Origin of the sequence: Candidatus Microthrix subdominans (genome assembly GCA_016719385.1) — a bacterium.
In the GTDB taxonomy this organism is placed as follows: Bacteria; Actinomycetota; Acidimicrobiia; order Acidimicrobiales; family Microtrichaceae; genus Microthrix; species Microthrix subdominans.
Genome location: JADJZA010000009.1, coordinates 1 through 14,262 on the forward strand (window position 1 = coordinate 1; position 14,262 = coordinate 14,262).

Genomic DNA, 14,262 nt, shown 5'->3' on the forward strand with positions numbered 1-14,262 from the left:
AGGCGACCAGCAGGTTGACCCTTTCGGCAAATCGCCCGGCGGACGCCGCCATTGCCCACAATCGGTCGGACCGTTGAATCTGAGGTCGATCGAGATCATGGTTCGATCTTGGCAGCGCGGAAAGGGCCCGGTGCCGCCCTCGAAGCTAGGCCGGCGCCACGCTGAAGGTGCCAGCCGCGCAGCATCGAGTGCTTCTTTGCCGGTCGCCGGGTCGATCGGGATGCCCTGGTAGGTGTGCTTGCCCCGGCGGCGAAGGTCGCGGTTGCCCGCCGGTCTCTCCCGGGTCGGTGGCACCAAAAAACTCGCCGATCGCCTCGCCGCCTGGTCCGAGTACCTCAAATTCGTGGGGCTGGTCGCCGGTGTTGGTCATTTCAAATCGGATTGTCGTGCCGGCGGTGATGTCGGTGAGATCGAGGTCCTCGTAGAGTGGGGAGTCGATAACGTCAGACGTTGATCGTCGGTCGGGTTCGGCAGGCGGTGCCGCCCTCGCCGGTGACCGTGAAGTCCGACGTGATCCGTCGCCGGTCATGCCCGGCTTGCACTTCACCTGGTAGTCGCCGGCGACCAGGTCCACAGTGCGTGCAGGACTTACCGGTGATGACGCTCTCCACCTCGCCCATCACGTCACCGTCGCCGTTAGGGACGTATCCGTCCGACACCTTCTTACCGTCGTTGGTGAACTCGAAGCCCACCTTGCCCGGCCTCGATGATGTCGTTCTCGAGCGTGCAGGCGTCGTCAGTGCCGATGACCGTGGCCAGGATATCTGCCGCTTCACCCGAACAGGCGGACATCAATTGCGCTGGCAGTGATCAGGGCGACAGCAAGGGACCCGGCTTGGCGCAGGTGGACTTCAACATGGGCGCTCCGGAGGGGATGTGGACAGGGTCGGTGTGCGACTGCCGCCGATTGGGGCGACGGCGAGGGCGGTGTCGGCCTGGACCGGCGATAGGCTCGCCGGTCGACGGCTCTGAGGCTGCGGGCTGCCGCAGGGAACAGGAACATCGTCGGGACGAGGTAGCCGACGTAGGTGATCACCTCCGGCTACGGTCATCTGCGGGCCGAGGTTGAAGATGCCGCCAACCACGGCGCCGTACCAGCTTGGTGACGTCGTAACCCTGCAGGTCCCAGGCCAGCGTGTTGAGGCCGGGCACGATACCCCGCCTCCTGCGGGTCAATGCACCCGTGAGCGAAACACCCCCGCAGCGATCACGATCAGCGCGGCACCGGTGAACTTGAAGAACGCCGCCAGTTCCTTCGCACCGTGCCGCGATAGATGAAGACGCCGGCGACGACCACCGATGCCAATGCCGAGCACGGCGCCGATCGCCGGCGCTGCCCCCGCCCCTTGGGCCTGAAAGGTCGGGTAGAGGAACGGGGCCGGTTTCGAGGCCCTCCCTATCGACGGCCAGCAGCGCCGCCAGGAACACTCCGGCAGCGCCCGGCGGGGGCGGCTTCCATCTTTCCGTGCAGGTCGCCCTTGATCGTGCGCGAGGCCCGCTTCATCAGAACACCATCCAGGTGACGAACCCGACCGCCACGATCGACAGGATCTCGCCGAAGGCCTCCTGGGCCTCGAAGCTCATCGAGGCCGAGGTGAAATGCAACACCGCTCCAGAACCCGAACGACAGGAGGATCGCCATTCCCCACGCCGCCCCACGGTGCTGCGATGCGGTCGCACGCCGCTCGGCACGGACCAGGAAGGTCAACAGGATGCTGACAACCAGAGCTGCCTCGAGGCCCTCTCGCAGTCGGTGAGGAACGTCTGTAACACCTGCGGCCTCCAACGTGCGTTCTCGTGGGGTCGGGCGGCCATCAAGGATGCGTCCGGCCTGTTGCAAGGGAGCCTAACAACGATGCCCGGCAGGAATGCAACCACCCGGTCGAAATCGTTTCGGGGACGTCGACGTGGGCGGTTCAACACTCCGGAACCCGCACCGACACGTTGACCGCCAACCCATGCCCCGCGACGTCTCCTTGAAGCGGTCCGACATCGACTCGGCGGTATGCGCGCATCGTCGATCACCTCGGTGAGGTCACCCGAGCCGCCGCCGGATCGCCGGCGATCGCCGGAAACCGGCGGCGTTGATCGCTTTGACCGCCCCATCGTGTTGCGTTCGATGCAGGGCACCTGCACCAGGCCGCTTCACCGGGTCACACGTCGCAGGTGGTGCTCCGCAGCAATCTCGGCCGCCATGAGCGCCTGGTCAGGGTGCCGCCCATCGCCTCGGTAGGCGCTGCACAGCCGCCGCCACGGCGCTCGACACCCCACTTCAGCCATGCAGCCGCCCATCGCCGCCGAAATCGTAGCGCCCTTCTTGAACAACATCACCGACCTCGCCGGCGACCAGCGGGAAGTCGTGAACCACGGTCCGGGTGTCGGGGCCGAACGGTCGTCGGCGTCGTCAGCGAGCACAGGTAATACACGACCTTTGACCAGGATGCAGCGCCAGCGGCGCCGTTGGTGGGCGGCGGTGACGACCCGGCCCAGGTTGACGTTCTCCTCGTTGGTCGCCATCATAAGCGCGCTGATCCGCTACAGCACCTGGCCGAAGTCGTGGTCGCCGCCCCGGATCCGCGCCAGCCAGACGTCGACCGAGTTCTCCTCGGCGAAGGGGAGTCGTCGTCGATCCGGTCCTCGCTGAGCAGCAGCCGCACCACGGCGGCGCCGCTCGGCGCTGGACCCCAAGCCCGCCGGGCAGGGTGCCTGACCCCATGGCAGCCGCGGTACACGCCTCGACCATCACCCGCCCCGTCGTCCAGACCGGCTCGGATCCGCTCGTTGTTGCGCCCCGCCAGTTCGTTTGCCCACACCACGTCGGCGATGCGCCCCTCTGTTGCGACGCAGTGGGGCGCAAGTCGTCAGGTCGCTGGAGTGAAATTACCGCAGGTCGGCCTGACGCCTGCGTGTCCGGTCGGTTCCCGCCTCGCCGAGTTCGTCGTTACCCAGCCCGTCATGTCGCAGCACGAAACCTCCCCACCGAAGTAGGTCGATTTCAGCGAGCGACCCCGGCGCTTGCCACGCACGTCATGGCGTTGGCGTGCCCCGAGGAGAGCACTCGTCGGGGTGGAACACGCTGTCAGGTCAGGTCGAAGGCGATTGGGGCAGAGCGTCCGTCAAGCTGAGCGACCGTCGATGGAGCACCGCCGCAGGTTGGCAATGTCGTCGACGTCGACCGTCACCGGGGTCGTGGCCGAGCAGCGCCAAGGCAATCGCCTGATCGGTGGCGTGGCCTCGGCCCGGTGAGGAGCCGAGGAGCCATAGAGGTGCACCTGGATCCGTTCGACTGCGGCAGGCCTACCGTCCTCATCGCGTGACTCGTCAACTCGGCCAACCAGCGCCTGGATTGCCCGCCACGGAGGCCCGAGCGTGTGGGAAACCGGACGGCCCGATACCCACCTTCAACATGTCGAACACGCTGGGCACTTCCATCAGGCCCCTTAGCCAACACACCCAGACCCGCAACGTTCGCCGTCCGTGGTTGCGATCAGGCTGGAGCTTTGGTCTAATGGGGCCTCCCAACCAGTCGGCCTCCCGTCGATGCCGCCGCGCCACAGCATCAGGCCGTGACGCCAGTCGCCAGCGCAGCGACCGCCGGGAACGGCGGTCGCTGCGGGCGGGTTAGAGAGAAAGCGGATCGGGCCGCCGCCGACTTCTGCCGCAACCACCGCCCGGGGATGATGCCGATGCCGGTGCCGAGAGAAGGTGGGCGTGCCCACCCTGGTCGCCAGCCAGTCGGCGAGGCGGCGAAACCAGCCCGGGCGATTACGAGCCTGCCGCCCGACGATCGGCGTCAACCCGCCCTCAACCAATAACGCGTCGACGACGTGCATCCCCTGGGCAGGATGCGGGCCTTCACCCAATCCCGGGCGACCCATCGGGCGAAGGCGCAAGCCAGGTAGCTCGACCCCCCATGTTGCCGATCCACGACAAGCGCGATCGCCAGTGGAAACAGCCGCACCATGCCCGCCGGCGCCATGTAGACGAAACTCCCGGCACCGAAGGGCTGGGTCACCCACATCACCACCACGAAGATGATCAACCCGAGCGCTCCGGTGTCGGTGAGCAGGCCCTGCACGTTGCCGTCCTCGACGATCCAGCTCAGCGCGTAGGCGCCACAAGAAGGCGATCGCAACCAGCGCGAGCGATCAGGGCCACGATTCGGGAGTTCATCCACGTCACCGGAGGTCGAGCCTCAGCAACCCTTTTTGGCGATGTCCGGAGCGTATCCCTCCGCCATCTCGCGCAGCTGCGGATCCTCGGCGACGCGCGGCTCGAAGGCCTCCCAGGCCGCCTGGCGCTGTAGGAGGAGGTATTCGGTGGGCCAATTGCCTTCGTGGGGTCGGTAGCCCTTCAACACGTTGCGGGCGACCGTGGCCTTGTCGCACCTCGTGCACCCCATCAGCGATGCCCATCGTCGGTGCGATGGCGTACATCGCCTGCGGCACAAAGATGAGGTTGGTCGATACCGAGCGAACCGAGGATGTACGGCGCGTTGAACGACACCCACCGCGCAGCACCTTGGCCATCGTGAACTTCACGGCGGCGATGTCGATGCGCGCCTCCTGGAAATGCTCGTGTTGTCGATCTTCCAGGCGGTCTCCAACACGAGCAACCACCAACATTCGAATCGAGGCGTAGCTGTCGGCGATCTTCTCCTGCACCATCTGGTGGTCGCCGATGATCTTGCGCCGTGTGATTCGCGACTGAAGCGCACGCTCGCATCATATCGAAGGCAGCTTGCACTGGCTGATCGTGCCGCATGGCGTAGTGGATCCGTCCGCCGCCCAAGCAGCGCTGGGTGCTTACCTTGGCGCCGTCCTCGGGTCGAGCAGGTGATCGGCGGGGATGCGCACGTCGTTGTAGATGTGGTTATGGTTGCGGGGCTCAGGCATGATCTCGACGCCGGGGTTTTCCGGTACGACGAACATGCCGTTGGTGCTATGACGAACAGCAGGTCGGCCACCCGCCCGGCGCTGGTAAACCACTTCTCGCCGTTGATCACACTCGTCGCCGTCCTTCACCGGCCCTGGGTGGTGCCAACTCAGCTATGTTCGGTCAGCTGGCCCAGGGGTAGGGTCATCGCCATCGGAACCCCGGCGCACTCGCTCCTGGTTGAGCATCAGGGCCACCTCCCCAGCGCTACCACGGCCGGTCGGGTGACTTCGCCGGCGCGCATCCCTGTTTCTCGATCTCCAGGGCCCCCTAGCCCGAGGGTCTTCCCTCATCGCCCGAGCCGGCCTCGATCGCCGTCCAGCAGGCCTACCTCAGCTGGCCGGACCAACCCGCCGAGGCTACTCATCAGTAGCGCCTCTGAAAGGCCCTGGCGTCCGCCCCCACCTGGGCCGCCTGAAGCTCCCTGCACCAACGACCTCGGCTGGGGGTCCCCCGTCCCGTCACCGGCCACGACTACTGGAAGTCCAGCTCGGCGGTTCGACCTAACGTCCGTCGGCAGAACCGCTCCCACGTCAACTCCAGGCCCCTGAAACTCGGGTTCGGTCGAGAAATACAACCCAGATTACGCCCCGTCGTGTCCGTGCTCTCCCCAGGACCTCTACGGCTGCTCCGTCCGGCAGGTGGGCGGGCAGCAGCTCGTCAGCGGCCCCACCCAGTGCCGGGGCGACTTCCATCTCGGGATGAACTTCTGACGTTCACCTTCCATGGCCGGCACCCAAGCCGGGCCACTCCACCCAACAGGCCGCCCAGACGCCCAGCCCCTGTGCCATCTCGACCTTCCGGCGTAAAAGGCTTGACGCTGATCGAGAGCACCCGCCGCCAGCCTGGTCGCGATCGGTTCCTGAAGTCGGCGCCTGACGCTGCATGCCCGGCCGGAGTCGGCGATGTCGAACACGTGCGACGCGATCACAGGTCCTCTCAAACTTGCAGTGGCCGCCGTTCCTGAACAGGTTGTCGGCTGCCCTCATGAAGCTGGCTAACGTGCGGGCAGGTCCGTTACAGGGCCTTGATCGACAGCAAACCGCCGAGGCCTCATAGCGGGCGACCCGCTTCGTCTGTTGCCTCCGAACTGGACCGGGAGACTGAAGGACATCGCTGCGCACCGGCGGCGTTGGGGGCCCTCGCTGGTTACCCTGGATCGACGGACTGGGCCGCCGAAACTCCTCGCCCGGCCGCAGAAGGTTTAGGACGGCAACTCTCCCCGATGTGGGTGGCGCGACAGGGCCTTCACCGCCGGCACCGCCTGGTCGAAGCCCTCGAACACTTGGCTGCGGTGCACCAGCGCCCCAGCGCCGAAGAGCCGACCTGCCTCGGCGTTGGCCTCGTCGAAGCGGCCCAGTGGTCGAGAGCGTTAACCCTTCCATCTGGCGCCCGCATCGCCCAGCAGTTTACGTAGTTGGCCGGGTCAGTTGCTCGCCTGAGACGTAGCTGGAGATCACGCCGCACAGCACCACCCGTGCGTTCATGGCCAGCCGGCCGAGTGCTGCGCGTCGAGGATGGGCCCGCCGACGTTGTCGAAGTACACGTCGATGCGATCGGGGCACTGCTCCGAACTCGGCGCCGCCCGCAGGTCGGCGGTGCGGTAGTTGATGCAGGCGTCGAATCCGAAGTCGTCGACGACGGCGGTGCAACTCTCGTCGGAGCCGGCCAGCCTGACCACCCGCGCCACCGCCTTGGCCAGCGGACCGGCGATCGACCCGGTGGCGCCGGCCGCTGCGCTGACCAGCACGGTCTGCCCCGCCGGAGGCTGCCGATGTCGGCCACCGACGATGGGCGGTCCCCCCGGTCGAGCCGAACAGGCGAGCAACCCGGCACGATCGATGCCGGCGCTCCTTCTTTTCGCCCGCGGCCGCCGCTTTGGCACACTCGGTCGTGTACCACCAAGGTCGATCGCGGGCGATCGAGTAGTCGCTGAAGCCGCCGAGGGTGGTGACGACGTCGCCGACCTGGTAGGCCTCGCAGTTGGTGGCGACCACCTCGCCCACCGTGGCGGCACGGACCACTTCGCCCAGCTGCACCGGCGGGGTAGCCCGGCTGATCGTCCAGCCAAGTGCGCACCGCCGCATCGATCCCCACCAGGCTGGTCCGTACCAGCGCCTCGCCGTCGCCCAACGCTGGTACGTCGGTCTCGACGAGCTCGACGTTCTCATCGGCGACCAGCCCTGAGGGCGGCCGCAACACAACCTGGCGGTTCGTCTCGTTCATCGCGGCGAGTGTACGTGCCGACGTCGACCGATTCCCGGGAGAACTACGCCAGGCTGAGCACCGCCTCGGCGCAGCGCCGACCGAGTACAGCGGCCCCTGGATGGACGGTGTCGCGGTGGTCGCCTGCAGACGACAGTCCGTCTCCCTAGCGAGCGCCCCGCTGCTTCGGGGCGAATGGGGGCCGCTGTTCGGGTTGACCGTGAGCGATGGCGTCGGTGCGCAGGTGGGTCCACGAGTCGACCGTGGGACCCCAGATGCTGCGCAGCGGGGACCGGACGGCGGGCTCCGAGGTGGGCGTCATCGACGCCGGGGCAGGCGGCGGAGATCAGTGCCGATCCGGCCGGGCCGCACTCGGGGCGACGTTGGTCATCACGGCGATGTTGGGGCGGGGCCGCGTCCGGTTCCGTCCACGACGATGTAGCGGTCCAGGATCGCGGCGGTGCAGCGCCGAACCACACGCACGATGCCGACTTCGACCCGACGATGGGCAGGCTGAGCAGCGCCGCCGCGCCGGGACCCTCGGCGGCGACGATCACGCGGTCGGCTGCCAGTGCACGGCCATCGTCGACGAGCACCACCTCGCCGCTCGCACCGCCCCCACTTTGGCGTCGAGGTGGACCGTCCCAGCGGGGACCGCTCGCCAGCTGGTTCGGGATGGCCTGCATCCCACCGGCGGGCACTGCAGCCGCTCCGGCGAACAGGCTCTTCAACACCACGTCGAACATGCGTCGGCTGGCTCTGAAGCGCCGGATCGAGCTGGATCCGCCGACGAACGGCCGAAAGAACCCGTGATCATTCGTTGACTGAAGCCTCGCCGCCACGCAGCGCTTCGGATGTGGACACATCGTTCTGGCGCAACAGGTCCGACCCCGAGGTTCGTCCCAGGCGATCCCGCTGGCGCAGCAGCCTGGCCTTGTCGGCGATCGTGCCGATCCGGGGCGGAGCCGGTTTTTCCACCAGGTGCGGGGCCGACGATCGGATCGCCGACCAGGTGCATCGCGGTGCCGTTCCACACCAGGCGCCCGGCTCGAAGCGGCGCAACTCGGAGGGTCGACATCGAACTGCCTCTCCAGCTCCCGGATGGGCGGTCAGCAGCACCTGGAAGCGCGGTCGAGCCGAAACCCGTCGACCAGGTCGGTGCGCACCCCCCCGACGCCATCGGATGCCTCGAGCACGACGACGTCCCGGCCGGCCTGGGTGAGCTGGCGCGCCGCTGCCAGCCCGGCGAGACCTGCGCGACGATGGCGACCTCGGTCCGTTCGGGCAGCTGATGAGCGGCGCCATGAGAAGGTCTACACACGTGGGCTCCTTCCGCGCCCGCCGATCCTGCGCCGGGTGCAGACTGCCACGGACGCACCGTCGCTGCCCGAACGGGGTCGGTCGGTGACAACTGATCGTCGTGGGCACAGAAAGCCAAGGCGCTGCCGGCTGCTTCGAGTACTTTTCACGAAGGTCGGGCAGGCGGGACAACCCTCCCGTCCCACGCCAGACCGGAACCCCAAACCGAGGTGGCCCAGCCATGATCCAAGCTATTGGTGACCTACTCCCGTCGGCGTTGGGCGTGGCGCTCAGCCCAGTCCCGATCATCGCCGTCATCCTCATGCTGGGCACCCCCAAGGCCCGCAGCACCGGCTCGATGTTCGCCATCGGCTGGATCGCCGGGCTGGTGATCGCCTCGGCCATCGTCCTGGCCCCGACGTCCGGAGCATCGGATCCGGACAGCGCCATCAACCGGCGTGAACTGGTTCCAGGTGGTGGTGGGGGGTGCTCTTCCTGCTTCTCGCCCTGAAGCAGTGGCGCTTCGCGTCCTCGGCCCGGCGAGGAAGCGGGAGTTGCCCAAATGGATGGCGACCATCGACACCTTCACGCCAGGCAAGTCGCTCGGGCTCGGCGCTGCTCTCCGGGGTGAACCCGAAGAACCTGGCCCTCACCGCCGCAGCGGCTGCCAGCGTCGCTCAGGCCGGGCTGAGCGGTGCCGACAGCGCCGTCACGATGGCGGTGTTCGTCATCATCGGTTCGCTGACGGTCGCCGGACCGGTGCTGTTCTACCTGGTCGCGAGCGAACGTGCCGCCGGCCCGCTCGGCTCGATCAAGGACTTCATGTCTGCACACAACTCGGCGATCATGATGATCCTGCTGCTCGTGCTGGGAGCAAAACTGCTCGGGCAGGGCGTGGGGGCGTTGGGGGGGTAGCGCTGGTCGGCGCATCGCCGCTTCCGTTCGACAAGTTCGAGCGGTACGTTGGGTCGATGAGGCGGCTCTGGACCCATCGCGACATCGACGCCCCCGGCGCCGGTGGTGTGGCAGCTGTTGTGCGACTTGGAGCGGTGGCCGGACTGGGGCCATCCCGGTGCGCAGCGCCACCCTCGACGGCAAGGCGCTCTCATTGGGTGCGACCGGCAGGGTCACCACCGCAGTCGGGGTCGACCTGAGCTTCACGATCACCGAGTTCGAGGCCAACACCGCCTGGGCGTGGAAGGTTGCCGGGCTCCCCGCTACCGCACACTCGGTGGAGTCGCTCGGTGCCGACCGGTGCCGGGCGAGGTTCGGGGTCCCGCTTGCGGTGGCGCCGTACCTGGCGATCTGCGCGCTGGCGCTGCGCCGCATCAACGAACTGGCAACCGTCGACCGTCGGCTCCTGAGCGGGGTCAAACCGCCGGGCCGGACACCTTGGAGAACCGAGCCACCTGAACGTCGACGGCGGGCGAGTACATGGCATGGGGCTGCCCTCGGGCCTGGGCAACCCGGCGGCCTCGACGACCGGTTGGTCGATGTCGACTTCGTCGACACGGTGGAGGGGCCAGCGCTGGTGGTCCACCCGGCCGTAGAGCAGTTGGCGGCGCCGACAGGTGAGCAGAGCCCAACGAGCGGACAGAAAGTGCTCCAGGTCGCCGACCTCGTCGTACCGAGGCGGGTGCCGACACGAGAGCCAGGTCGGCCTCGGCTTCGGAGCTTCTGGGCCAGCGCCTCCTCATCGTGTAGCGCTGGCGGTCGGCGTCACGCTCGTGGCGCGTCTTCGCCCAGCAGTAGGGCAACGCAAAGGCTGCGCGCGCCACTGCGACGATCGGCGAACGGGGCACGTCAAGCGAGAAGAACCACACGCCTCGGCGGCCGAGCGCATCGGTCACGTAGGTGCGGACGTTGATCTCGGTGAAGTCCCCCAACCAGGGATCGGGGGCGTGGGCCCAACGCACCCGGCGCATCTCGAAGGATCAGCCCCCCAGGCTCGTCCGTCAAAGGTATCGACAGTGATGTCGGCGGGAGCAGCCGCTGGACCACCTCGGGCTCGTAGGCCCAATGGAAGTAGGCCAGCTCGGCCCTGTTGGCGCATGATCGTTCGGCCGGTCAGGGGAGGATCGGCGATGACAGGCTCCGGGGGTGGGGTGCTCGGCGATCGTCCCGGGGTGCCGCGGTGCGGCGGTGCTACCCTGGTCGAGGCCATCAGCCGGCGACCCGTTCGGCATGGATCACGGCGTGGGCGATGGCCTCGTCCAAGTCGTCGAAAAGAAGCTCGTGGGCAAGGCGGTCGATCGCCCCTACCTCTTGCAGGATCCGAAGATGCTCCGGGCGTGGGCCCTTCAACAGCACGGTGACGTTGCGTCGCTCGAGCTCGTCGATGATCTCGCCCAAGGCCTGCGCCCCGGTTGCGTCGAGCATCTGCAGCCCGGGGGAGGCACAGGATCACCACCCGCACCTCGTCGATCGAGGCCAGCTCGCCAGAAGGGCGTTGCACCGCACCGAAGAACAGCGCCCCGTCCAGGCGATAGGACACGATGTGTTCGGCCCGGAGCGGCAGAGGCGGTGTCGGCGTCGAGCAGCGGCAACGGCTCGGCGACCGGGCACCGACGTGCGCGCCAGCTGACGCAGCGCCAACACCGCGGCCGCCGCCATTCCCACCTGCACGGCCAGGATCAGATCGAACCCGACGGTCACCACCGCCGTCACCGCCAGGATGACCCCATCAGACCTGGTCGCACGTGCGACCGTGGCGACGTTTCCGACGTCGACCATGCGCACGGCCGTCACGATGAGCACCCCCGCAAGGGGCGGCCAGCGGGATCTCGGCCACCAGTCCAGACCCGACGAACACGACCGCGATCAGCACCAGCGAGTGGACGATCGAAGCCACCCGGGTGTGGGCACCCGCCTTGACGTTCACCGCGGTCCGGGCGATCGCCCCGGTGGCGGCACCCCGCCGAACAGCGGCACGATCATGTTGGCCAGGCCCTGGCCGATCAGCTCTCGGTTGGGATCGTGTCGCCCCCCCCAGCCATCCGTCGGCGACCTTGGCCGACAGCAGGCTCTCCAGCGCAGCCAGAGCCGCCACCGCCAGCACCGCACCGAACAGGTCGGAGACGACTCCGGCGTCGAATGCCGGCAACGAGGGGGTGGGCAGCGACGACGGCAACGCCCCGATCACGCCGACGTCGGCGCCGCCGAGCCGGGCGACGATGGTGGCCGCCACGACTGCGAGGAGCGAGGCGGGTATTCCCCGATGGATGCGGGGTACCCCCACCATGATGGCGACCACCAGTGCGACCAGGCCGAAGGCCCACCACATCCCTCCCCCGCCGACGGCCTCGCCCACCGCCCGAACCGCCACCGCCGCCGTGTTCTCCCCCTTCGGTTTGGGCACCCCCAGGGCGGCGGGCACCTGCTGCAGGAAGATGATGACGGCGATCCCCCAGGGTGAACCTTCGATCACCGGCCACGGGATGAACGCCAGGTAGCGGCCGAACTTGGCGGCGCCGGCCGCCACGATCACAGTCCCCGCCAGCAAGCCCACCACGAACACCGCTTCGACGCCGTGGCGGGCCACGATCGGCACCAACACCACCGTCATGGCGCCGGTCGGACCCGGACACCTGCACGCTCGATCCACCAAACACCGCGGCAACCAGACCGGCGATGATCGCCGTCACCAAACCAGCCTGAGCGCTCAGCCCGGAGGCGATACCGAACGCCAACGCCGGCGGCAGAGCCACGACGCCAACGGTGAACCCGGCGACGATGTCGCCACGCCACGACGTCGACAGGCCGTCGTAGTCCGACCGCTGGGGCAACAGCTCCCCCAGCCACAACCAGAACGATCGCCCGGTGCGGATCCCGTCGCTGGGTCGCACGATTGGCCGGCTCGTGGGCTCCTCGGGCTGGCTCATCGGCCGTCCTGATCCTGGGTGAGTCCTTGAAGAAGGTCCCGGGTCTCCTCCAGGTTGGAGATCCACAGCCGGCGGGCGACCGCCAACAGCTCCACCCATGAGCGGATCCTTCAGCGCGTAGAAGACCGTCGTCGCCTCCCGACGGGCGTTGACCAGGCCGGCCCGGCGGAGAATCGCCAGTTGCTGGGACAGGTGCGGGGCCTCGACCTCGACCTCGTCCGCCAGTACTCCCACCGGGTACTCCGCGCCGGCCGCCAGTACCTCGAGCACTCGGACGCGAACCGGATGTGCCAGGGCCTTGAAAAAGTTGCGCCTTCACCTCGAATACCGGCGCTCCGGCTTGCTGCTCAGTTCCGATGGGCGCCATGACTGCGTTTCTTCTATCTGCCAATAAAAGTTAGGTCAGCGGTATGTTAACCAGCGCCCATGCTGTGCCGTCAGGCGATGCACGCCGTGGCGGTTGGCCGCCCGTCAAGTGGGTTCGGCAGGTGTGGCGGTCTCCTCGGCCGGGACGTCATTGGCGGCGCTCACGTCGCCAAACCACGCCCGATCCGGGTCTCGCTCGACAAAGCTCAGCCCGAGCAGAACGCCGAGGGAGATCCCGATCATCGACGTCAACGTGGTGGCCAGGGTGGTCAGGCCGTTCGAGCCGAGCGGACCGAGCAACATCGTGACCCCCTGCAGGCCGAGCGACCCGGGGACCAGAATCCTGAAGGCGGGCAGGAAGATCACCAGCGGGCTTGGTGCGGACGAGTGCCGGGTGGCGAGCGCCGCAAAGGGGTCAACGCACCGCTCCGAAGAACGACGAGAGGGCCCCGCCGAAGAAAAAGGGCCCGAGCACCTGAGCCGCATAAGCCAGGTAGAGCATGCCGAGCAACCACCAGCGTGACGAGCGGGACCCACCGTTGTACCAAATGATGCCGATGCCGAATACGGCGACGCCCACCCACGGTGCGATCGTGCCGATGATGCTCGACGCCTCCCCGGTTGAAAGACCGCTTCCTTCGACGCCGACCAACTGAGCGCCGGCGACGATGCCGAACCCAAGCAGCACGAGCTGCAGTGATCCCGGAGGCCACTCGTGACGTGCCGGCAACCAAGTCGCCGGTGAGGAGTTCGATCACCCCATCGTGAGCTTTGTTCCCTGCATCAGCATGACCAGCGGAGCTATCAACGCAGGGATGACCCGAAAATCGCTGATGAAGTGGACTGCGGTGAACACCCCGATCGAGGCGGTCAGCGCCGCGACCAGAGGCTGGAACGAGACGTACCACGAAGCGGTGATGCCCCGGGTCCACACGAACACCGAGCCGATGGGGGCACCCAGGGCCCCACCGACGAGGAGTTCCTTCCAGGTGCCATGCAAGAGAAGCACGAGGCCAATCGTCGCCAGGATGTAGCCGCCCACCCTCACCTTGGGCGTGAACTGCGGGTCGGACTGCTGAATCCGTTCCAACTCCGCCCGAGCCTCATCGACGGTCATCGAAGTGCGCGTGACGCGTTGGATCAGGTTGGTGACGTCGTCCATCTGGTCAAGCCGCAACGGTGCGGTGTCGGCAGCGGCAGCCTCGGTGTGGACACTGTTCTCGTTGGGAATCGACAGCACCAACGAGGTAGGGAACACGATGGTTCCGAGGTTGTCGATGCCGTAACGGTTGGCCACCCGCTCCAAGGTGGATGCAACCATCGAAACCGCGACTCCCGACCTGATGAGAACCCGGCCCAGCTCGAGCAGGAGGTCGAGGGTTCGGACGTTGAGTTGCGCCGCGGTCTCATCGCGTCTGGGGGTGTGGTCGCGGGTCGGAGATGATCCGGCGCTTCCTCGGCGACGATGGGTCCGTCAGGCTGACGCCGCAGGATCACCCGAGTGGCGACGCCGATGACGACCAGGACGAACACGGCCAACAGGATCGAGCCGATGGGGACGTTGGAGCTCCGAACC

Annotated in this window: 11 protein-coding genes and 5 pseudogenes; 2 read left to right on the forward strand and 14 right to left on the reverse strand. The window is 67.6% G+C overall.

Annotation, left to right across the window (positions count from 1 at the left end):
* Positions 1–443: 443 nt before the first annotated feature.
* From IPN02_16435 to IPN02_16470, 8 genes and pseudogenes are all read right to left on the reverse strand, one after another.
* Complete coding sequence (locus IPN02_16435; protein MBK9298386.1) at positions 444–692, reverse strand: hypothetical protein; 249 nt, start codon at positions 690–692, stop codon at positions 444–446.
* 480 nt (positions 693–1,172) lie between these two features.
* Positions 1,173–1,316 carry a hypothetical protein gene (locus IPN02_16440; protein MBK9298387.1) on the reverse strand — a complete coding sequence of 48 codons (144 nt, stop codon included), beginning with the start codon at positions 1,314–1,316 and terminating at the stop codon, positions 1,173–1,175.
* Positions 1,317–2,145: 829 nt separating this feature from the next.
* Positions 2,146–2,517, reverse strand: a complete 372-nt coding sequence (locus IPN02_16445; GenBank protein MBK9298388.1) for an L-serine ammonia-lyase, iron-sulfur-dependent, subunit alpha — start codon at positions 2,515–2,517, stop codon at positions 2,146–2,148.
* Between the two features lie 18 nt (positions 2,518–2,535).
* Positions 2,536–2,688, reverse strand: a complete 153-nt coding sequence (locus tag IPN02_16450; GenBank protein ID MBK9298389.1) for a hypothetical protein — start codon at positions 2,686–2,688, stop codon at positions 2,536–2,538.
* Between the two features lie 1,105 nt (positions 2,689–3,793).
* Positions 3,794–4,135, reverse strand: a complete 342-nt coding sequence (locus IPN02_16455) for a hypothetical protein (GenBank protein ID MBK9298390.1) — start codon at positions 4,133–4,135, stop codon at positions 3,794–3,796.
* A gap of 60 nt (positions 4,136–4,195) precedes the next feature.
* A pseudogene (locus IPN02_16460) lies at positions 4,196–5,024 on the reverse strand (acyl-CoA dehydrogenase).
* Positions 5,025–6,344: 1,320 nt separating this feature from the next.
* Positions 6,345–7,161 (reverse strand): annotated as a pseudogene (locus IPN02_16465) (NADP-dependent oxidoreductase).
* A gap of 792 nt (positions 7,162–7,953) precedes the next feature.
* Positions 7,954–8,381: pseudogene (locus tag IPN02_16470) on the reverse strand (FAD-dependent oxidoreductase).
* A gap of 299 nt (positions 8,382–8,680) precedes the next feature.
* Between IPN02_16470 and IPN02_16475 the strand changes: the two are divergent.
* A complete protein-coding gene (locus tag IPN02_16475) occupies positions 8,681–8,950 on the forward strand; it encodes a GAP family protein (GenBank protein ID MBK9298391.1) in 270 nt (89 codons plus the stop codon).
* Positions 8,926–9,354, forward strand: a complete 429-nt coding sequence (locus tag IPN02_16480) for a GAP family protein (protein MBK9298392.1) — start codon at positions 8,926–8,928, stop codon at positions 9,352–9,354. The genes IPN02_16475 and IPN02_16480 overlap by 25 nt, the downstream gene beginning before the upstream one ends.
* Before the next feature lie 455 nt (positions 9,355–9,809).
* On the opposite strand, the gene IPN02_16485 is transcribed toward IPN02_16480, so the two are convergent.
* From IPN02_16485 to IPN02_16510, 6 genes and pseudogenes are all read right to left on the reverse strand, one after another.
* Positions 9,810–10,355 carry a DUF2071 domain-containing protein gene (locus tag IPN02_16485; protein ID MBK9298393.1) on the reverse strand — a complete coding sequence of 182 codons (546 nt, stop codon included), beginning with the start codon at positions 10,353–10,355 and terminating at the stop codon, positions 9,810–9,812.
* 247 nt (positions 10,356–10,602) lie between these two features.
* A pseudogene (locus IPN02_16490) lies at positions 10,603–12,320 on the reverse strand (SulP family inorganic anion transporter).
* A gap of 96 nt (positions 12,321–12,416) precedes the next feature.
* Positions 12,417–12,614: pseudogene (locus tag IPN02_16495) on the reverse strand (helix-turn-helix transcriptional regulator).
* Positions 12,615–12,791: 177 nt separating this feature from the next.
* Positions 12,792–13,052 carry a hypothetical protein gene (locus IPN02_16500; GenBank protein ID MBK9298394.1) on the reverse strand — a complete coding sequence of 87 codons (261 nt, stop codon included), beginning with the start codon at positions 13,050–13,052 and terminating at the stop codon, positions 12,792–12,794.
* A gap of 49 nt (positions 13,053–13,101) precedes the next feature.
* A complete protein-coding gene (locus IPN02_16505) occupies positions 13,102–13,374 on the reverse strand; it encodes a hypothetical protein (GenBank protein ID MBK9298395.1) in 273 nt (90 codons plus the stop codon).
* 66 nt (positions 13,375–13,440) lie between these two features.
* Positions 13,441–14,055, reverse strand: coding sequence for a threonine/serine exporter family protein (locus IPN02_16510; GenBank protein ID MBK9298396.1), 615 nt, complete (start codon positions 14,053–14,055; stop codon positions 13,441–13,443).
* Positions 14,056–14,262: the final 207 nt, after the last annotated feature.

Bases quoted from the DNA above. Each gene is read 5' to 3' on its own strand.
- IPN02_16475 (MBK9298391.1), top strand. From the start codon at position 8,681: ATGATCCAAGCTATTGGTGACCTACTCCCGTCGGCGTTGGGCGTGGCG.
- IPN02_16445 (MBK9298388.1), bottom strand. From the start codon at position 2,517: ATGGCGACCAACGAGGAGAACGTCAACCTGGGCCGGGTCGTCACCGCC.